17 protein-coding genes are annotated in these 18,671 nt (G+C 72.6%); 4 read left to right on the top strand and 13 right to left on the bottom strand.

The features are described from left to right. Positions 1 to 58 precede the first annotated feature (58 nt). On the top strand, positions 59 to 469 hold the full coding sequence (locus ABZ463_RS02390) for an SgcJ/EcaC family oxidoreductase (RefSeq protein ID WP_352012629.1): 411 nt from the start codon (positions 59 to 61) through the stop codon (positions 467 to 469). 60 nt (positions 470 to 529) lie between these two features. Here ABZ463_RS02390 and ABZ463_RS02385 read toward each other — a convergent pair whose 3' ends face one another. From ABZ463_RS02385 to ABZ463_RS02360, 6 genes are all read right to left on the bottom strand, one after another. Continuing rightward, a complete protein-coding gene (locus ABZ463_RS02385; RefSeq protein WP_362772128.1) occupies positions 530 to 1,789 on the bottom strand; it encodes a dihydrolipoamide acetyltransferase family protein in 1,260 nt (419 codons plus the stop codon). Then, positions 1,786 to 2,763 carry an alpha-ketoacid dehydrogenase subunit beta gene (locus ABZ463_RS02380; protein WP_362772126.1) on the bottom strand — a complete coding sequence of 326 codons (978 nt, stop codon included), beginning with the start codon at positions 2,761 to 2,763 and terminating at the stop codon, positions 1,786 to 1,788. The genes ABZ463_RS02385 and ABZ463_RS02380 overlap by 4 nt, the downstream gene beginning before the upstream one ends. A 27-nt stretch (positions 2,764 to 2,790) precedes the next feature. Further along, entirely contained in the window at positions 2,791 to 3,840 is a 1,050-nt protein-coding gene (pdhA, locus tag ABZ463_RS02375) for a pyruvate dehydrogenase (acetyl-transferring) E1 component subunit alpha (protein ID WP_362772218.1), read from the bottom strand. Between the two features lie 240 nt (positions 3,841 to 4,080). After that, complete coding sequence (locus ABZ463_RS02370) at positions 4,081 to 4,296, bottom strand: MbtH family protein (protein ID WP_352012632.1); 216 nt, start codon at positions 4,294 to 4,296, stop codon at positions 4,081 to 4,083. A gap of 60 nt (positions 4,297 to 4,356) precedes the next feature. Beyond that, positions 4,357 to 6,111 (bottom strand): non-ribosomal peptide synthetase, encoded by a 1,755-nt coding sequence (locus ABZ463_RS02365; protein ID WP_362772124.1) that lies wholly within the window; start codon positions 6,109 to 6,111, stop codon positions 4,357 to 4,359. Between the two features lie 268 nt (positions 6,112 to 6,379). After that, the gene (locus ABZ463_RS02360; RefSeq protein ID WP_362772122.1) at positions 6,380 to 7,531 is read right to left on the bottom strand and encodes a carotenoid oxygenase family protein; all 1,152 of its coding nucleotides are present in this window, start codon (positions 7,529 to 7,531) and stop codon (positions 6,380 to 6,382) included. Positions 7,532 to 7,615: 84 nt separating this feature from the next. On the opposite strand from ABZ463_RS02360, the gene ABZ463_RS02355 reads away from it, so the two are divergent. Then, entirely contained in the window at positions 7,616 to 8,311 is a 696-nt protein-coding gene (locus tag ABZ463_RS02355; protein WP_352012635.1) for a TetR/AcrR family transcriptional regulator, read from the top strand. A gap of 33 nt (positions 8,312 to 8,344) precedes the next feature. Here ABZ463_RS02355 and ABZ463_RS02350 read toward each other — a convergent pair whose 3' ends face one another. After that, complete coding sequence (locus tag ABZ463_RS02350) at positions 8,345 to 9,886, bottom strand: acyl-CoA carboxylase subunit beta (protein ID WP_362772216.1); 1,542 nt, start codon at positions 9,884 to 9,886, stop codon at positions 8,345 to 8,347. A 101-nt stretch (positions 9,887 to 9,987) separates the two neighbouring features. Then, entirely contained in the window at positions 9,988 to 11,097 is a 1,110-nt protein-coding gene (locus ABZ463_RS02345; protein WP_362772120.1) for an NAD-dependent epimerase/dehydratase family protein, read from the bottom strand. A gap of 254 nt (positions 11,098 to 11,351) precedes the next feature. Here ABZ463_RS02345 and ABZ463_RS02340 point away from each other — a divergent pair, with 254 nt between their 5' ends. After that, positions 11,352 to 11,873, top strand: coding sequence for a hypothetical protein (locus ABZ463_RS02340; protein WP_352012637.1), 522 nt, complete (start codon positions 11,352 to 11,354; stop codon positions 11,871 to 11,873). 94 nt (positions 11,874 to 11,967) lie between these two features. Here ABZ463_RS02340 and ABZ463_RS02335 read toward each other — a convergent pair whose 3' ends face one another. From ABZ463_RS02335 to ABZ463_RS02325, 3 genes are read right to left on the bottom strand one after another with little or no spacing between them, the layout of a single operon-like run. Then, entirely contained in the window at positions 11,968 to 13,017 is a 1,050-nt protein-coding gene (locus ABZ463_RS02335) for a carboxymuconolactone decarboxylase family protein (RefSeq protein ID WP_362772118.1), read from the bottom strand. Positions 13,018 to 13,071: 54 nt separating this feature from the next. Continuing rightward, positions 13,072 to 14,727, bottom strand: coding sequence for a GMC family oxidoreductase (locus ABZ463_RS02330; protein ID WP_352012639.1), 1,656 nt, complete (start codon positions 14,725 to 14,727; stop codon positions 13,072 to 13,074). Further along, positions 14,724 to 15,293, bottom strand: a complete 570-nt coding sequence (locus tag ABZ463_RS02325) for a DUF5987 family protein (RefSeq protein ID WP_352012640.1) — start codon at positions 15,291 to 15,293, stop codon at positions 14,724 to 14,726. Before ABZ463_RS02325 ends, ABZ463_RS02330 begins: the two co-directional genes overlap by 4 nt. Positions 15,294 to 15,864: 571 nt before the next feature. Between ABZ463_RS02325 and ABZ463_RS02320 the strand changes: the two genes are divergently transcribed. Next, entirely contained in the window at positions 15,865 to 16,590 is a 726-nt protein-coding gene (locus ABZ463_RS02320; RefSeq protein ID WP_362772115.1) for an AraC family transcriptional regulator, read from the top strand. 84 nt (positions 16,591 to 16,674) lie between these two features. Here ABZ463_RS02320 and ABZ463_RS02315 read toward each other — a convergent pair whose 3' ends face one another. Both ABZ463_RS02315 and ABZ463_RS02310 read right to left on the bottom strand, forming a co-directional pair. Then, positions 16,675 to 18,081 (bottom strand): cytochrome P450, encoded by a 1,407-nt coding sequence (locus ABZ463_RS02315; RefSeq protein WP_362772113.1) that lies wholly within the window; start codon positions 18,079 to 18,081, stop codon positions 16,675 to 16,677. Beyond that, a complete protein-coding gene (locus ABZ463_RS02310; protein ID WP_352012643.1) occupies positions 18,078 to 18,656 on the bottom strand; it encodes a flavin reductase family protein in 579 nt (192 codons plus the stop codon). Before ABZ463_RS02310 ends, ABZ463_RS02315 begins: the two co-directional genes overlap by 4 nt. Positions 18,657 to 18,671: the final 15 nt, after the last annotated feature.

The following is an 18,671-nucleotide window of genomic DNA, read 5'->3' as shown; positions in this document are numbered from 1 at the left end:
GACGAGGCCGCCTGAGACTTCCCGACGACCATCGGACAGCCAGGAGAAAGGGAGAAACATGACAACGACCAGCCCCTCGGACGCTGACAGGGCCGCCGTGGCGGCCGTCCCCCAGCGCGTCGTCGACGCGTGGGCCGAACACGACGCGGAGGCCTTCGCCGGCGTCTTCACCGAGGACGGGAGCATGATCCTGCCCGGCCTCTACCGCAAGGGCCGTCAGGAGATCCACTCGTTCATGGCGGAGGCGTTCGAGGGCCCGTTCAAGGGCACCCAGGTGACCGGGCGCCCGATCGACATCAGGTTCCTCGGCGAGACGACCGGGGTGCTGATCACGCAGGGCGGCGTGCTGGCTCCGGGTGAGACCGAGGTCTCCCCGGAACGCGCCATCCGGGCCTCCTGGCTGGTCGTCAAGGAGGACGGCCAATGGCGGCTCGCCGCCTACCAGAACAGCCCCGTCAACCCGGCCTGACCCGCTCGCGCGGACGCCGCCCGGCCCCACGGCCGGGCGGCGTCCTCGTGCCGGGGCCGGTCAGGACCAGGCGAGCATCAGGAGCGGATCCTCCAGCATGGCGCCGATCTCGCGGAGCACCGTGGCGCCCAGTTCGCCGTCCACGATCCGGTGGTCGAACGACAGCGCCAGCGTGGCGACCCTGCGTACCGTGACCCGTCCCTCGTGTACCCAGGGCATGTCCCTGATCTGGCCGAGCGCGAGGATCGCCGACTCACCCGGCGGCAGGATCGGGGTTCCGGCGTCCACCCTGAAGACGCCCGTGTTGGTGATCGTGACGGTTCCCCCCGACAGGTCCCCGGGGGTGGTCCCGCCCGCCCGCGCGGTCTCGGTCAGCTCCGTCAGGGCGCGGGCCAGGGCGGGCAGCGACAGGTCGTCGGCTCCCTTGACGTTGGGGACGATCAGCCCGCGTTCCGTGGCGACGGCGACGCCGAGGTTCACCCGCCGCCAGAGCGCGATCTCCTGGGCGGCCTCGTCCCACGAGGAGTTGATCATCGGGTTGCGCCTGACCGCGATCACCAGCGCCCTGGCGACGGGCAGCAGCGGCGAGACCCTGGTCCCGGCGAAGTCGGCCAGCCCGCGCAGCCTCGTGACCAGCTCCGTCATCGCGGTGACGTCAACCTGCAGCCAGGTGGTCACGTGCGGGGCGGTGAACGCCGAGCGCACCATCGCCTCCGCCGTGCGCCTGCGCACCCCCCTGACCGGGATCCGCTCCTGCCCGCCGCCGGGCTCCGGGTCCGGTACGGCCGCCGCCCGCCGGACGTCCTCGTGGGTGACCGATCCTCCCGGGCCGGTCCTGGCGAGGGCGGCCAGGTCGACGCCGAGGTCCTTGGCCAGTCTGCGGACGGTCGGCTCGCCCGCGCCACCGTCTCCGCTCCCTCCGGGCCTTTCGGATCTCCCGGGCCTTTCAGGGGCGGTCCGCCTGCGCGGTCTGCGGCTCGTCGCGCCCGGCATGGCCCCGTACCCGACGAGCACGGGAACCCGCTCCTGCTCCCGAGAGGCGACGGGCGGGGCCACCCGGGGGGCGTCCCCGCCGACGGCCACGGTGATGAGCGCTGTGCCGACCTCGACCGTCGTGCCCTCCTCGACGAGGAGTTCCCCCACGACGCCCGCGAAGGGGCAGGGCAGCTCGACGACGGCCTTGGCCGTCTCGATCTCAAGGATGATCTGGTTGACCCGCACGGGCTCGCCGGGGCGCACGTGCCACCTGACGATCTCCGCCTCGACGAGCCCCTCACCGACGTCGGGGAGCGCGAACCGTCTCAGCTCACTCATGCTCACCAGGCCATGGTCCGGTCGACGGCGTCGAGGACGCGGTCGAGGTCGGGAAGGTAGTGCCGTTCGAGGCGCGAGGGCGGGTAGGGCGTGGAGAAGCCGCCGACCCGCAGCACCGGGGCCCGCAGGTCGTAGAAGCACCGTTCGGTGATCCTCGCCGCCAGCTCCGCGCCGTACCCGCTGAACACCGGGGCCTCGTGCACGACGACGCACCGGCCGGTCCTGCGCACCGAGGACAACACCGTCGCCTCGTCCAGGGGACTGAGCGAGCGGACGTCGACGACCTCGACGGAGCGGCTCCCGTCGGCCTGGGCGGCTTCGAGACAGGTCCGTACGGCCGGGCCGTAGGCCAGCAGCGTCACGTCCCGCCCCGGGCGGGCGACCACGGCCCGGCCGAGGGGCACCGCCCCCGACGGGTCGAGCTCGACCGGCGCCTTGTCCCAGTAGCGCCGTTTCGGCTCGAACAGGATCACCGGGTCGGGGCAGGAGATGGCCTGCTGGATCATCGTGTAGGCGTCGGAGGGGTTGGAGCAGGCGACCACGCGCAGGCCGCCGGTGTGGGTGAAGTACGCCTCGGGGGACTCGCTGTGGTGTTCGGCGGCGCCGATGCCGCCGCCGAACGGGATCCGGACGACGACGGGAAGTTCGAGTGTGCCGAGGGAACGCAACCGCATCTTGGCGAGCTGGGTGGTGATCTGGTTGAAGGCGGGGAACACGAAGCCGTCGAACTGGATCTCGCACACCGGGCGGTAGCCGCGCAGCGCGAGCCCGATGGCCGTGCCGACGATGCCCGACTCGGCCAGGGGCGTGTCGATGACCCTGCTCTCGCCGAAGTCCTTCTGCAGGCCGTCGGTCACCCGGAAGACACCGCCGAGCCTGCCGACGTCCTCCCCCATGACGAGGACCCTGGGGTCGCGTTCCATGGCCTTGCGCAGGCCCTCGTTCATCGCCCGGGACAAAGACAGGGTCTCAACGCCCACCGTCGTGCCTCCCTTCGCGTGTCTCCCTCATCGCGGCGTGTCCTCGAAGGAGGCGAGGTAGGCGGCGAAGGCGGCGCGCTCGTCCTCGACCAGCGGGTGCTCGGCCGCGTAGACGTTGTCCCACAGCTCGTCGAGGTCCGGATCGGGCAGTTCCCGGCACCGGGTGCGCAGGTCCGCCCCGATCCGTTCCGCCTCCGCCTCGACCTCGGCGAGGAAGGCCTCGTCCGCGGCGCCGCAGGCCAGCAGGTAGGTCCTGACCCGTTCGACGGGGTCCTTGAGCAGCCAGGCCTCGGTCTCGGCGCGCGGGCGGTAGCGGCCGGGGTCGTCCGTCGTCGTGTGGGCCCCCATCCGGTAGGTGAACGCCTCGACCAGCGTCGGCCCCTGCCCGCTGCGCGCGTTGTCCAGCGCCCTTGCGGTCACCGCCAGGCAGGCCAGCACGTCGTTGCCGTCCACCCTGACGCCGGGGAAGCCGAAGCCGTCCGCGCGCCGGTGCAGCGGGACGCGTGACTGCCGCTCGGTGGGTTCGGAGATCGCCCACTGGTTGTTCTGGCAGAAGAACACGATCGGCGCGTTCTGCACGGCCGCCCAGGCGAACGCCTCGTTGACGTCGCCCTCGCTGGTCGCGCCGTCGCCGAAGTAGGCGATCACCGCGTCCTCCGCGCCGTCGCGCTGGACGCCCATGGCGTAGCCGGTCGCGTGCAGGACCTGGCTGCCGATGACGATCGTCGGCAGGTGCAGGTTGTGCTCCCTGGGGTCCCACCCGGCGTGGTTGATCCCCCGGAAGGAGCCGAGTTCCCGCACCGGGTCGACGCCCCTGCACCAGGCGACGCCGTGCTCGCGGTAGCTGGGGAAGGCCATGTCCCCGGGATGCAGGGCGCGGGCCGAGCCGACCTGCGCCGCCTCCTGGCCGCGCAGCGAGGGCCAGACGGCCAGCTCTCCCTGCCTGGCCAGGGCCAGGGCCTCCTCGTCGAGTCTCCTGACGATCACCAGGTCCCGGTAGAGGCTCCTGACCTCCCGCGCGGTGAAGACGGCGTCGTAGTCCGGGTGCTCGACCCGCCTGCCGTCCGGGGTGAGCAGCCGGACGGGTTCCTGCGGGGGCGGCGGGGGCGGCGGGGGCGCTGTGACGGTCCCCGGGGGCGTACCGCGCGCGGCGTCGATGGTCACGTGCCACTCCTCGTGCGTTGCGGTGGTCGGGAACCGGCGCGCGGCCGGTTGCCGGTGGTGTCCGTGGGTGCGGGCCCCCGCATGTCCGCGGAACCCGCGAACGGCCGGTGAGGGACCCGTGCGGATCGCGGCGTACGGCCCCGGCCTGGGCGTTCAGCGCGGGGTGTCCAGGTGGGCGGCGAGGTCACGGGGCCGGGTGTCGGTCCAGTGCCGCCTGACGTGGCCGAGGCAGTCCTCACGCCCCGCGGGGCCGTGGGTGACGGCCCATCCCGCGGGCACGGCGGCGAAGACGGGCCACAGGGAGTGCTGGCCCTGTTCGTTGACCAGCACGAGGAAGGTTCCGTCCGGGTTCTCGAAGGGGTTGGCCATCTCGTTCTCCTTCTCCGTTACCGGGCTTCGGACGCGAGGGCTCGAAGAGCTGACAAGCCGTCAGGCGCCGCCGAACCGCGCCGCCAGGCCCGCGACCGTCGGGGTGTCGAACAGGGCGCTGATCGGCAGGTCCTCGCCCAGTTCCGCGTGGATGCGGCTGATGAGCCGCATCGCCAGCAGCGACTGGCCGTCGAGGTCGAAGAAGCTGTCGTCGACGCCGACCCGCGTCACGCCGAGCACCTCGGCGAACAGGGCGCACAGGGTCTCCTCAAGCCGGCCGCTCGGGGCGCGGTAGGCGGGCAGGCCCGTGAAGTCGGGCGCGGGCAGCGCCGCGCGGTCCAGTTTCCCGTTGGGGGTCAGCGGCAGGGTGTCGAGCACGACGAACGCGGCGGGCACCATGTAGTCCGGCAGCGCCCGCGCCGCGTGGGCGCGCAACGCCTCGACGTCGGCGCCACCGGGTCCGGGCACGACGTAGGCGGCCAGTCTTCTCTCTCCGTCCTCGGCCCGTCTGGCGACGACCGCGACGTGGGCGAGCCCGGGGTGTCTCGCCAGGACCGCCTCGATCTCGGCGGGTTCGACCCGGAAACCCCGGATCTTCACCTGGTCGCCCGCGCGGCCGACGAAGTCGAGCTGTCCCCTGGCGGTCAGCCGTACCAGGTCGCCGGTGCGGTACATCCGCTCGCCGGGTCCCGCGAACGGGTCGGCGACGAAGCTCTGCGCGGTCAGGTCGGCCCGGCCCGCGTAACCGCGCGCCAGGCGGGTGCCGCCCACGTACAGCTCGCCGACCGTGCCGGGCGGGACGGGGGTGAGGGCCTCGTCGAGGACGCGCAGCCGTACGTCGTCGAGCGGGCCGCCGACCGGTACGGCGCCCTCCTCGGTGTAGGGGGCGGTCATCGGGCCGTGGGTGACGAACAGCGCCGTCTCCGTGGCGCCGTACATGGCCCTGACCACCGTGTCCGGGCAGGCGTCGAGCACCCGCCGTACGGCCTCGGGCGCGATCACGTCCCCGCCGGTCAGCACCTCGCGCACCCCGGCCAGGCACTTGGGCGCCTCCTCGGCGAGCACCCGGAACAGCCCGGCCGTCAGGTGCAGACCGGTGATCGCCTCCTCGGTCACGAGCCTGCCCAGGGTGGCCACGCCGAGGACGCCGGGGGGCGCGACGACGATCCGGCCGCCGTTCAGCAGCGGCACCCACAGCTCGTAGGTGGAGACGCTGAAGGCGTGCGGCGCGACCATCAGCACCCGTTCGTGCCGCCCGCCCTCCCAGCAGGAGTCGAAGGCCAGCCCGAGGACGCCCCGGTGGGTGACGCCGACGCCCTTCGGCTCTCCCGTCGAGCCCGAGGTGTACATCTGGTAGGCGAGCTGGTCCGGGTGGGAGTCCACGCCCGGGTCGGCCGGGGACTCCCCCGCCGACTCACGGCCTCCGTCGACGACGACGAGCGGGCCGCCCTCCGGCAGGCCGCGCCCGAGGGTCGTCGCGTCGGCGAGCAGGATCGGCGCGCCCGCGTGGTCCATGATCCACTGGATGCGCTCCGGCGGGTGGGAGGTGTGCAGCGGCAGGTAGAACGCCCCGGTCTTGAGCACCGCCAGGATGGCGGCGACCATGTCGGCCGAACGCTCCATCAGCACCGCGACCGGCCTCTCCGGACGGGCTCCCCGTCCGAGCAGCAGGTGCGCGAGCCGGTTGGCCCGTTCGTCCAGCTCCCGGTAGGTCAGGCGGAGGTCGCCGAAGGAGACGGCCGTCGCGTCCGGGGTCAGCGCCGCCTGGGCGGCGAAGCGTCCCTGGACGGAACCCTGGGTGGAAGGGGAAGCCATCGCGTACTCCAATCCGTTCGTTCCGCCTGAGCCCGCCGTGCGGGCCGCCCGCGCGGGCGGGAACCGGGGGCCGGGGGCGGGGCGGATTCGCGGGCACGACGGGCACGGGCGGGCGCCGGCGGCCGGGGCCGTCACCCCCGCCGTGGACGGCCGCCGTCGCGTCCGGTCACGCAGTCAGCGTCACATCCGCCCGCTGTACAGCGCATCTCCCGGATTGCGATGCTCTCCAGCGCTCTCCGGCGCTCTCCGGTGCGGCTCTCCGCCGAGGTCAGGCGGGCAGCCAGGCGGCGCGGCCGTAGGCGGGCGGCGGGCAGGGGACGTGGACGACGGCGTACGGCCCGGCCGCCAGGTCGAGCGCGTCGAGCACCAGCAACCCGCCCTCTCGCCTGGCGTCGTCCCGGACGAAGACGAGGAGCCAGCCGTCGCCCTCAGCCGGCCCCCGGGGCACGAACACGGGGTCCCCGGCGCGCTTCCCCGCGCCGAGCCGGTGTTCCCGGAGGCCGCCGGTCCTCAGGTCGTACCGGACGAGCGCGGCGCCCTCCCGCGGGTCACGGGAGCCGAACACGTGGCGGTGCGCGCGCCCCGTCGCCCGTTCGTCGGCCAGGGCCGTCTCCACCCCCGGTGCCAGCTCCCGTTCCCCGACGGCGCCGGTGACCGGGTCGAGTGTCCAGCGCCACAGCCGCGGCGACCCCTGCGGGCCGGGGGCCCCGTCATAGGCCCGGGGGTGGCGCACGGCGTCGACCACGACCTTCCCGTCCTCCTCGTAGGCGTTCACCGCCCGGGAGACGTGGCAGGGGCCGATCTCGAACCAGCGCGGCTCCGGCGCCCCCTCGCGGGGCAGCAGGCCGACGCGCGCCCTCGCGCCCGGCCGCCAGGAGTACGGCGGGCGGGTCCCGGCCAGGGCGGCGGCGCGGTCGTGGAGGACCGGCGGGTCGAACACGACGACGTGGTGCCCGGTGAGGGCGGCGGCGCTCATGAGGGGCGCGCCGTCGAGGGCGAAGGGCCGGGCGTGGCGGACGGCGCCGCCGGAGTCGGCGACCAGGTGCTCGGCGTGTCCCAGCCCGGGGTAGGAGGCGACGGCGTGCCACCGGCCGGTGGCGGGGTCGCGGACGGGCCTGGCGAGCGAGAGGGGCCCGGGGACCCGGCCGCCGGGGTTCGCGGGCCGTACGGCGGGGGCCAGGGCGGGCACCGGCCCGAAGGGGCTCGCCGGAGGGACGGTCGTGCGGGCGCGGTGCCGGAAGGCCTCTCCCCCGCGCAGGCCGACGCCGGACAGGAGGGTCCTGCCGTCGCCGAGGGGATGCGGGAAGGCCTGCAGGAAGCACCCGTCGAGCCCCTCGGGAAGGGCTCCCTCGACGGGGAGCCGCAACGGTGACGGCACCCAGGTGGGGGCCGGGCCGGACGCGCGAGCTGGGGCGGCCATGAGGCGCCTCCTCCGGGCGGGGTCAGCAATACCATAACGGTGTTGTGCTTAGAAACATATCGGCGTTATGTAATACTTGTCAACATGAGTCCCCGCCGGGCAGACCCCAGGACACGTCCCGCACTGGTCGACATCGCCGCCCGGCTGCTCGCCGAGGAGGGACCGCAGGCCCTGTCGACCCGGCGGCTCGCCACCGAGGCCGACAGCTCGACGATGGCGGTCTACACCCACTTCGGGGGCATGAGCGGGCTGGTGCGGGAGATCGTGCACGAGGGGTTCGCCCGGCTGCAGCGCCATCTCACCCACGTGCGCCAGACCGGTGACCCGGTGGCCGACATGGCGCTGCTCGGCAGGGCCTACCGCCACAACGCGCTGGCCAACCCGCATCTGTACGCGGTGATGTTCGGCGGGGCGTCGCTGGCCGGCTTCTCCCTGACGGAGGAGGACCGCCAGCACGGGCGCTACACGCTGGGCAACGTCGTCAAGTGCGCCACCCGCTGCTTCGAGGCGGGCCGGTTCAGGGCGGAGGACGCCGAACTCGTCGCCCACCAGATGTGGAGCGCGATCCACGGGCTGGTCACCCTGGAGCTCGGCGGCTACCTCATCGCCCCCTACGACGCCGAGCGCTGCTTCGAGGCCCAGCTCACCGCCCTGATGGTCAGCTCGGGGGACGACCTGGACAGCGCGAGGAGATCGGTCGCCCTGTCCGGGGACCGGATGCGGGCCGAGGTCGAGGAGACCGGAGGTCAGGGCCTGTTCCGCGAGGCACCGCCTGCGTGACCGCGGCGGGCGTGAGGCTCCGCGGAACGGAACCTAGAGGGGGATGTTGCCGTGTTTGCGCTGCGGCGGCGTCTGGCGCTTGTTGCGCAGCATGGCCAGGGCGCGCGCGACCGCGGCGCGTGTCTCCGCCGGGTCGATCACGTCGTCGACCAGTCCCCGTTCCGCGGCGTAGTGCGGGTGCATGAGCCGCTCGGAGTACTCGGCGACGAGTTCGGCGGCCAGTTCGGCCGGGTCGGCCGCGGCGGCCAGCTCCTTGCGGAAGATGACGTTGACCGCTCCCTGCGCGCCCATCACGGCGATCTCGTTCGTCGGCCAGGCCAGGGAGAGGTCGCAGCCGATGGAGCGGGAGTCCATCACGATGTAGGCGCCGCCGTACGCCTTGCGCAGGATGACCTGGACGCGGGGCACGGTGGCCTCGCAGTAGGCGTACAGCAGTTTGGCGCCGTGCCTGATGATGCCCGCGTGCTCCTGGTCGGGGCCGGGCAGGAAGCCGGGGACGTCGACCAGTGTCACCAGCGGGATGCCGAAGGCATCGCAGAAGCGGACGAACCTCGCCGCCTTCTGTGACGCCGCGACGTCCAGGACCCCCGCGAGCACCATGGGCTGGTTGCCGACCAGGCCGACCACCTCGCCGTCGACGCGGGCCAGCGCGCACACCACGTTCGGCGCCCAGCCCTCCTGCAGTTCGAGGAACTCGCCGTCGTCGACCAGTTCGGCGACGACCGAGCGGATGTCGTACGGCCTGTTCGGCTCGACGGGCACGATCTCGGCGAACCCGGGCCGGTGGTCGGTCGTGGCCTGGCGCGGCGGCCCGGCGGGCGGCGGCTCCAGGTTGTTGCTCGGCAGCAGGGACAGCAGGTAGCGCACGTCCTCAAGCGCGCTCTCCTCGTCGTCGTGCACGAAGGTGGCCACCCCGGAGCGACCGCCGTGCACCTCGGCGCCGCCCAGTTCGTCGTGGGTGACCCGCCTGCCGCTGACCGCCTCGACGACGTCGGGGCCGGTCAGGTACATCCGCGCGGTCTCGCGGACCATGAAGGTGAAGTCGGCCAGGGCCGGGGAGTAGGCCGCTCCCCCGGCGCAGGGGCCGAGGATCACGCTGATCTGCGGGATCACGCCGGAGGCCTGGACGTTGCGGCGGAAGATGCCGCCGTAGCCGTCCAGGGACATCACCCCCTCCTGGATACGGGCGCCGCCGCTGTCGTTGAGCCCGATGAGGGGCGCTCCGGTGGCGATCGCCAGGTCCATCACCTTGTGGATCTTCGCCGCGTGCGCGTGGCCCAGTGAGCCGCCGAAGATCGTGAAGTCCTGGGCGTAGACGAAGACCCGGCGCCCGTCCACCGTGCCCGAGCCGGCGACCACCCCGTCGGTGTGCGGGCGCCGCTCACCCATCCCCAGGTCGTTCGCCTGGTGGCGGCGGTACATGTCGATCTCGGTGAAGGAGCCCTCGTCGAGCAGCAGGTCGAGCCGCTCCCGCGCCGTCCGTTTGCCCAGCGACCGCTGCCGCTCGACCGCGGCCCGGGAGCCCTCGGCGATCCGGCCGCGCAACCTGCCGTGCCGCTCACGCAGCAGGTCCATCGAGCGCGGCGGCTCGCCGGGCCCGTCCTCCCCTCGCGCGTCGGAGAGGGCGGGCACGTCTTTGACGTCGTCCCGCAGGCCGGTCCGCCTGCCTGCCGGGGTCACGACGCCCTCACCGGCGTCAGGTCCCCGCGCGCCGTGCCCGCCTGCCGGTCCGACAGCGACCCGTTGGCGTGCAGCCAGCGCACGGTCTCGCCGACCGTCTCGGCGACGGGACGCGGGACGACGCCGCCGGTGCTCGCCCCCTCCGCCACCCGTGTCGCGCAGGCGCACACGTAGACGGCGCCGTACTGCGCCGGGATGTGCCAGGGGCACACCCGCTGCGCGAGGTCGGCCAGCAGCCCGGCCGGGAGCATGGCGCGGGCGGGCAGGAAGAGCGTCGGCAGGCGGCGTCCGGTCACCTCGCGCAGCACCTCCACATAGCGCCGGGTCGTCAGGTAGTGGCCGGGCCCGAAGTGCCTGGCCGGGCCGCCGCCGTACGGCGTGAGCAGTTCGGCGTGCAGCGCGGCGGTGTCCCGCACGTCGCCGAGGGGCAGCCCGCCGAGCGGCCAGACCGGCATCAGGCCCCGCAGGACGTCACGGAGCCTGGCGGTCTGGTCGCCGAGCCTGGGGTCGTGCGGGCCGAGCAGGGCCGGCGGGTAGGTGATCACCACCGGGGCGCCCTCCCGCTGGTGGCCCCGGGCCACGGCCTCGGCCGCCGCCTTGCTCGCCATGTACGGCTCGCGGGGCCTGCCGACGGGGGTGTCCTCGCGGACGACCCCGCCGGGGGCGGGGAACAACGCCGCGACGCTGGAGACGTGGATGATCGGGTCGGCTCCCGCCGCGCGCGCGGCCCCGAGCACGACCTCGGCGCCCCGCTCGTTGGTCCGCCGCACACTCGCGCGCCGTCTGCTGTCGAAGGTGTAGACCGCCGCCGCGTGCAGCACGGCGTCCGCCCCCCGCACCGCCCGGCCGACCGCCTCGCCGTCGGTGACGTCTCCGGTCACCACCTCGACGGCGTCCCCGAAGGTGTCCGAGAAGGTGTCCTCGTCGGCGTTCCCGCCCGGCGCCGGGCCGGGCAGGAGAGGGGCCAGGGCGCGGGCGACCCCGGACGGTTCGCGGACGAGCAGGCGGACCCGGTGCCCCGCCCGCAGGAACGCCGCGACCGAATGGGCCCCGACGAATCCGGTGCCGCCTGTCACGCTCACCAGCATCAGAAATACCTCGCTCATGGCGGAATCACTGGGCGTTTCGCAGCAAGCGTGCACGAGTGAAGATCCCATTGTCTTCTCCCATTGTGCTTTCAGCGGACCGGCGTTATCGTCCGCGTAAGGCGAATTCGGCAATCCAGGAGAAGAAGCGGCCGATTCGGCACCGCTACGGTTGACGACGTTGTCGTCGCAACGTCAGAGAAATTGTTCGGCGCGAGAGCGGAGGTTTCCGCATGGCTTCTGAGGCGGCTTCGGCGGGTCGCTTTCCTGGAAGAATGGCAATTGTCAACGGACCCCGGCACAGGACCTGGCTGAACGTCTTCCTCGTGCTCGTCGTCGCCCACTGGGCAGAGCACGTGGCGCAGGCCGTGCAGATCTACGTCCTCGGCTGGCCGGTCCCGCAGGCGCGCGGCGTGCTCGGGCTGCCGTTCCCGTGGCTGGTGACCTCCGAGTGGATGCACTACGGCTACGCGTTGTTCATGCTCATCGGTCTCGTCATGCTCAGGAAGGGGTTCACCGGCCGTTCCCGCACCTGGTGGAACATCTCACTCGGCATCCAGGTCTGGCACCACTTCGAGCACCTGCTGCTGCTCCTGCAGGCGATGACCGGCAACCACCTGATGGGCAGGCCGGTTCCCACGAGTGTCCTGCAGGTCTTCTTTCCCCGGGTCGAGCTGCACCTGTTCTACAACGCCGTCGTCTTCGCCCCGATGGTGGTCGCGATGGTCCTGCACCGCCGTCCGAACGAATCCGAGCGGTCGGCCATGGCGTGTGGCTGCGCGACGGCGCGCACCTGAGGGCCCCCGGAAAAGGAAAGCTTTCTCGAATGTCCGGCCGCGGCGCGTTTCCCGTGCCGCGGCCGGGCGTTTTCCACCGGCCGGGGAAAGGGGTTCACGGACTTTCCCCGCGCGTCCAGCCGCCCACCGTCCTGGCCGCGGCCATGCTCGCCCACCCGGTCAGTTCGACCAGCTCCCGGTCTCCCGTCCCGCGGCTCTCCCTGAAGGCGTCCACGTCGGCCTCGCCGACCCGGTAGGAGGCGAAGGCCGTCAGCAGGGCCAGCCGCCCGGCGGGGCGGTCCTCGGCGGCCAGGTCCGCGACCGCCTCCTCCGCCCACGCCCCGCCGAGCCCGGGGTGGCCGCCGTCCCAGGCCGCCAGCCTGGCCGTCAGCAGGTCACGGACGGGGCCCGGCACCGAACGGCGGCCCGCCGCCTCGATCGCCGAGGCCGCGCGGGCGAAGGCGCCCGCGACGCCCGGCGCGCCCGCCGCCCAGGACAGGTCGCCGGGCAGCGGGGCCATGGGCAGCAGGTCGAGCGAGCCGCCCGGCTCGACGCCCCCACCGGTCGGCCGCATGAGCCGGCCCAGCGTCCGCATGAGGGTGCCGCGTGCCATCCCCGGTGTCCGCGGCGGCAGCGGCGTCTCGTCGAGGAACACGTTGACCATGCGGTTGAGGTAGTGGAAGGTGACCGCGACCCCGACGAGGACCCCGACGGGCTCGGCGGCCTGTTCCCCGGGGAACGGCGTCGCCCGCCCGCGCGTCCCGCTCGCCCTGGCCCACTCCTCGACCGGCGCGAGATCACGCCGCGCGCCGCCCTCCGGGGGGACCAGGCCGCCCAGGGCGGCGCCGTGCACGCCCGCGCAGTAGGGGCAGGCGTTGCCGAGCGAGACGCCGGTCGCGACCGCCTCCCTGACCGCCCGGCCCGGTCCGCCGCCGGTCAGCAGCGTCTCCCGCAGCATCATCCAGCAGGCGGCCAGGATCTCCGGGGCGGGCGAGTGCAGGGCGACCGGCGGCGCCAGCATGCCGAACTCCCGTTCCGAGCGCGTGTACACCTCGGCGACCAGGCCCCGCGCCCGCGCGGGCGGCACCGGGCGGACGTGCCTGACCTGGCGGAGCGAGCCGCGCAGCGGTTTCCTGAGGACCCGCCGCAGGAGTGTCGTTTCCATCGCGCGCTCCCTGAGGTCGGCCGGGCGCGGGCTCACCCGCCCGCGCCCGGGGGGCTACTTGTGCGTCAGGCTGGGCACGAACGGCAGCGCGGCGCGCCTGCCGCTCGTGGCGCCGTCCGGGGAGGGGGCGCCGTAGGTGACCTCGACGCCGCGCTGCCTGGCGGCCCGCACGATGCCCGGGACGGCGCGTTCGGCCAGCGCCGCGATGGTCATCGCCGGGTTGACCGTCAGCGCCCCCGGCACGGCCGAGCCGTCGGTGACGAAGATGCCCGGGTGCCCGCGCAGTTCGTGGCGGTCGTCGAGCGCCGAGGTGCTGGGGTCGTCGCCGATGCGGCAGGAGGCCAGCGGGTGCACGGTGTAGGCGCCGACCACGTCGTTGGTCCACGGCATCACCCTGGACAGCCCGTCGCGCTCCAGGATGTCGCGGACCTCGGCGTCGGCCAGTTCCCAGCCGCGCAGCGTGTTGGCGGTCGGGCGGTACTGGATGGGGCCGCGCCCGAGCATCTGCTGTGAGATCCGTACGGCGTTGCCCGTCGGCGGAGGCGGTCCGAAGACGCCCTCGTTGTCGTCCTCGCTCATCGTGAAGACGGTCAGCCACGACTGCCAGCGCCGTACGATCTCCTTCTTCTCCGCGCCGAACCAGGTCGGGCCGGTGGCGTCGGGCACCTGGGCGAGGATGGTGCCGAAGCCGGGCGGGAAGTAGAGCTGCTCCAGCGAGTAGCGGGAGTACTCGGGCAGCGTGCCGTCCAGGCGGTCCCAGCTCGCCACGCACGGCCCCTTGCCGATCTGGGAGGCCGCGTAGGCCGGGCCGTCTCCGCGGGACAGCCCGAGCAGGTCACGGACCCTGTCCTCGTTGAGGATCGCGGTGTTGAGCCGCTCGCCGTTGCCGGAGAAGTACCTGCCGACCGCGTACGGCATGGCCCCCAGGTCCGGCGCGGAGCGCTGCAGGATCACCGGGGTCGCCCCGGCGCCCGCGGCCAGGATCACGATCTTGGCGTCGATCGTCCCGCTCCCGGTGTGCACCCGGTAGTCCTCGTCGTCGACGATGTCGTAGTGCACCCGGTAGCCGCCGTCGTCGTTCCTGGTCAGGCGCTGCACCTCGTGCATGGGCCGTACCTGGGCGCCGTGCGCCACCGCGGCGGGCAGGTAGTTGAACAGCAGCGACCGTTTGGCGTCGAAGCGGCACCCGGCCATCATCCAGTTGCAGTTGGTGCACCTCTCGCCGTCGATGGCGACCGGCACCGGGTTGGCCGTGCGCCCCGCGTGCGCGCACGCCGCCGCGAACAGGCCGCCCGAGTAGGTGACCGCGTCCCAGTCCTGCCTGGTCACGGGCAGTGCCTCGGCCACCCGGTCGTACCAGGGCTCCAGGGTGTCGCGGGTGACGGCCTTGGGCCACATCCTGCGGCCGATGGCCCCCCTGCGGTCGAAGACGAAGCGGGGGGCGCGGGGCATGGCGGCGAAGTACACGACGCTGCCGCCGCCGACGCAGTTGCCGCCGAGCAGGCTCATGCCGTCGCCGACCACGAAGTCGAAGATCCGCGTGTAGCTCGATCCGAGTTTGAAGTCGTGGTCGAAGTCCTCGCCCTGCAGCCAGGGACCGCGTTCGAGCACCACGACCCGCGCGCCGCCCGCCGCGAGGTGGTAGGCCGTGATCGCGCCGCCGAAGCCGCTGCCGACCACGAGGACGTCCGTCGTCTCGGTCACGGTCATGCGGGGCTCCCCGTTGAGGTCGTCGCCGGGTGGAGGCGGGCCAGTTCGCGGCCGTAGGAGTAGACGGGGAAGCGCCACAGGCCGTCCTCCTGCGGCCCGGAGAAGCCCATCGCCGTCAGCCCCGGGTGACCGGCGGCCAGGGCGTCGAGGGTGTGCATGTGGGCCGCGGTGTCGAAGGCCATGTTGCTGAACAGCGCGACGCTGACCCACACCTCCCGCTCCGGGTGACCGGGGGAGGTCAGTATCCCGACCAGGGCGGTCCGATGCGGGAACGGCAGGGCCACGAACGGCGGCAGCGCCGCGGTCAGGTCGATCCCGTTCTGGTCCGCGTAGGCCCGCGCGTGCTCGTTGAGCAGCCGGGCGAGGTCACCGAGCGCGGGCGCCAGCCCGGCCGCGGGGGTTTCGAGCAGTTCGACGGCGCCCGCGGCGACCGCGCCCCCGCCCGCCGCCGCCCCCGCGACCGCCTCGTCGCCGGGTGAGCGCTTCTCACCGGGGACGATCGTGTCCGCGAAGGCCTCCAGCGTCATGGTCCTGGCCTGTTCTTCGTCTGGGATACCCGGTTGCACCGGCGTTTCCTCCTGTCGGCGAGGGGGTGCGGCGTGGGGGCCGGAAGCCGGCGCGTCGGCCGAACCCTCGTTTCACGGACCGGCCCGGCAGCGGGCACGGGACGTCGAGGCCCTGGCCCGGCACGGCGGGATCTGCGACCAATTGGAACTCACATATCGAATTCAGTTCCGGTCTGATCCATCGTCCGAGCGGCACCCCGTCCGACGCATCTTCTGAATTGCCGTCCTGTCAAGCCTCATTCTTCAGGGTTTTCTGTGGCGCACTAACACCCAATTAACGCCGCTCACAACCTAGAGTAGCAGCTCAGACACGGTGAGCACGCTTCACTAGCACAGTTGACAGCAGTCAGATGTTGATTTAGAAATATTGATGCCGATCTTTTTTATTAGTCGTTCGACTGGCACATACAAGCCCCGGAAGGGGCGAATGAATATGGGAGTCGAACTCTCCGAGACGACCAGCCGACTACAGGCCGACCTTTCCCGTCATTCATATTGATGAATATTCAACACACGGAGAGGAATGATGGAGGAAGTTCTTGAGAAAGCTGTGAGACGAGTTATCGAGACCATGCGTGAGCATCTCGGCGACGAGCTCACCATCGATGACATGGCCCGCACCGCCATGTTCAGCAAATTTCACTTCTCCCGGGTCTTCAGACAGGTAACCGGTATCTCACCTGGGCGTTTCCTGTCGGCGTTGCGGCTGCAGGAGGCCAAACGGCTGCTCCTGTCGACCTCGCTGAGCGTCGCCGACATCAGCATCCAGGTCGGCTACTCAAGCGTCGGCACCTTCAGTTCCCGTTTCAAGAGCTGCGTCGGTCTCGCGCCGACCACCTACCGGCAGCACGGCGGTTTCGCCCCGCTGATCCTCACCAGCGGCAGGAACGACGGTGAGGAGACCCGGCTGACGACCGTCCAGGGCAAGATCTGGGCTCCGACCACGGGTCAGTGCGGCCTCATCTTCGTCGGGCTTTTCCCCACCTGCATCCCACAGGGGCCGCCGGTCCGCTGCACGGTGCTGCGCAGGCCCGGCCCCTACGTGCTTGAGAGGGTGCCCCAGGGCACCTGGCATCTGCTGGCCCACTCCGTCGCCCCGGGAAATGAGAAGATCATCAGCAGTCTGGGCAGGGACCCGTCACTCTACGTCGGGAGCTACGGACCGATCACGGTGCGGCGCGACGTCGTGGTCAAGCCCGCCGACGTACAGCTGCGGCCGATGGGAACCCTCGACCCCCCGGTGCTGCTCGCCCTGCTCGACGTGCGCCTGGTGGCGCTCAACTCGGTGGCGAGCTGACCTCCCGCGCCCATCGGAAACGGCCGCAGCCATGAAGGCCTGCGGCCGTCGCCGTCCCGGGAACCTCCCGCCCAGAAAACCCCCTCACCCGGCCGGGCGCACCGTCATCGGGAGCCCTCCGCGCATCCTGAGCGAGAGCATGGGCTCGGCGACCACCCGGTGGCCGGGAACCCCGGTCAGGCGCAGCTCCCTGGCGACCATCGCGACCACGAAGACCGCCTCCATCATGCCCAGGCTGTTGCCGACGCAGAAGCGGGGACCGGCGCCGAAGGGAATGTAGGCGTACCTCGGCCGGGAGGCGGCTCCCTCGGGGGCGAACCGTTCCGGGTCGAAGCGCTCAGGGTCCCTCCAGAACCCCGGATGCCGGTGCAGCGTGTAGGGGCAGATCAGCACGTCCGCCCCGGCCGGCACGTGGTAGGCGCCGACCAGGTCGTCCCGCTGCGCGCTGCGCGTCAGGATCCACACCGGCGGGTAGAGCCGCATGGCCTCCTCGACCACCATCGTGGTGTACCTCAGCCGGTGCAGGTCCTCGTAGCCGGGCAGCCGGTCACCGAGCACCTCGACCGCCTCGGCGTGCAGCCCGTCCCACACCCCGGGATTGCGGTCCACCAGATGGAAGGTCCACCCCAGGGTGCTGGCCGTCGTCTCGTGCCCGGCGAGCATCAGGGTGATCAGCTCGTCCCTCATCCGCCTGCCGCCGACCCGGGGATCGGCCTCCTGCCCGGTCGAGACGATCAGCCGGGACAGCACGTCGTCCCCCTCGGCCGCGCCGCGCGCCGAACGTTCGGCCACCAGGCGGTCGACGACCCGCTGCAACTGCTCACGCGCCCGGCGGAAGCGCAGCTGCCTGGGCAGCGGAAGCCATGTCGGCACCGCGCCGAGCGTGACCATCTCGAACATCGCCTGGTCCTGCACGGCCTCGAAGGAGTGCGCGACCGAGCCGAAGGCGCCCAGGTCGGCGTCCAGCAGGGTACGGCCGAGCACCCCGAGCGTCAGGGCGGTCACCTCCCCCAGCACGTCGACCGGCTCGCCCTCCCGGTGCGCCCGCAGCCTGCCGACCAGTCCCGCCGCCTCCTCCGCGACGGCACCCGCCTGCTGGGCGATCCGCCGGTGCTGGAAGGCGGGCTGGATCATCCTGCGCTGTTTGCGCCACAGCTCGCCCTCGCTGGTCAGCAGCCCGTCCCCGAGGGCACGGCGCGCCTGGACCAGTCCGATCCCCTTGTGGTAGCCGGCGCTGTTGTCGGCCAGCACGTGCTTGGCGTGGTCGGGGTGGTTGAAGAAGTAGAGCGTCTTCGGCCCGAGGGAGATCCGGACCGCGTCGCCGTACCGCTCGGCGGCCGACGTCATCAGCGAGAGCCGGTCACGGGCCAGTTTCAGGAACAGGCCCATCGCGGCTCTGCGCGGCGGTCCGGGCGGTCTCAGCCGGCCGGGCGCCGGGGACGACGCCCCGCCGCCCGGCACGGCCGCGGCGCCTCCTCCGGTGGGGTTCAAGCTGTCACCTCGCTTCGATCTGGGATGATCCGGCGGAACCTGCCGTGGAAGAACAGCAGGCCGTCCCGGTCGTCCTGCTGTTCCATGGAGAGCACCCGCCCGACGAAGATCGAGTGGTCGCCTCCGTCGTAGGCGCGCCACAGCTCGCACTCGAAGCGCGCGAGTGTGCCCGCGAGCAGCGGGGCGCCGGTGAGCGGCCCGGGAAGCCAGTCGACGGTGTCGAACTGGGCGGCTCCCAGGGGCCGCCACCGGTTGGAGAAGTGCCTGGCCAGGGGCTCCTGGCCGGCGGCCAGGACGGAGACCCCGAAGGTCCCCTCCGCGGCGAGGCAGCCGTGCATGATCGCGCCGCGGTCGACGCAGACCAGCACGAGCGGCGGGTCGAGCGAGACCGAGGTGAAGGAGTTGGCCGTCATGGCGTGCGGACCGCCGCCGCCGACGGTCACCACGGTGACGCCGGTGGCGAACATCCCGAACGCCCTGCGCATCGCCTTGGGGTCCGCCACGGCGCTCGTCCCGGTTTCCGGCTCCGGTCCGGCGGAACCCGTCTCGTGGGACGGCTCAGGATTGACGCTCATACTGATCTCCCCGGT

This window comes from Streptosporangium sp. NPDC020145 (genome assembly GCF_040631275.1).
Taxonomy (GTDB): domain Bacteria; phylum Actinomycetota; class Actinomycetes; order Streptosporangiales; family Streptosporangiaceae; genus Streptosporangium.
This window is presented reverse-complemented; position numbering and strand designations above follow the sequence as displayed.

Bases quoted from the DNA above. Each gene is read 5' to 3' on its own strand.
- ABZ463_RS02390 (WP_352012629.1), top strand. From the start codon at position 59: ATGACAACGACCAGCCCCTCGGACGCTGACAGGGCCGCCGTGGCGGCC.
- ABZ463_RS02370 (WP_352012632.1), bottom strand. From the start codon at position 4,296: ATGGCCAACCCCTTCGAGAACCCGGACGGAACCTTCCTCGTGCTGGTC.
- ABZ463_RS02365 (WP_362772124.1), bottom strand. From the start codon at position 6,111: ATGGCTTCCCCTTCCACCCAGGGTTCCGTCCAGGGACGCTTCGCCGCC.
- ABZ463_RS02360 (WP_362772122.1), bottom strand. From the start codon at position 7,531: ATGGCCGCCCCAGCTCGCGCGTCCGGCCCGGCCCCCACCTGGGTGCCG.
- ABZ463_RS02355 (WP_352012635.1), top strand. From the start codon at position 7,616: ATGAGTCCCCGCCGGGCAGACCCCAGGACACGTCCCGCACTGGTCGAC.
- ABZ463_RS02350 (WP_362772216.1), bottom strand. From the start codon at position 9,886: ATGGACCTGCTGCGTGAGCGGCACGGCAGGTTGCGCGGCCGGATCGCC.
- ABZ463_RS02345 (WP_362772120.1), bottom strand. From the start codon at position 11,097: ATGAGCGAGGTATTTCTGATGCTGGTGAGCGTGACAGGCGGCACCGGA.
- ABZ463_RS02340 (WP_352012637.1), top strand. From the start codon at position 11,352: ATGGCAATTGTCAACGGACCCCGGCACAGGACCTGGCTGAACGTCTTC.
- ABZ463_RS02335 (WP_362772118.1), bottom strand. From the start codon at position 13,017: ATGGAAACGACACTCCTGCGGCGGGTCCTCAGGAAACCGCTGCGCGGC.
- ABZ463_RS02330 (WP_352012639.1), bottom strand. From the start codon at position 14,727: ATGACCGTGACCGAGACGACGGACGTCCTCGTGGTCGGCAGCGGCTTC.
- ABZ463_RS02320 (WP_362772115.1), top strand. From the start codon at position 15,865: ATGCGTGAGCATCTCGGCGACGAGCTCACCATCGATGACATGGCCCGC.
- ABZ463_RS02310 (WP_352012643.1), bottom strand. From the start codon at position 18,656: ATGAGCGTCAATCCTGAGCCGTCCCACGAGACGGGTTCCGCCGGACCG.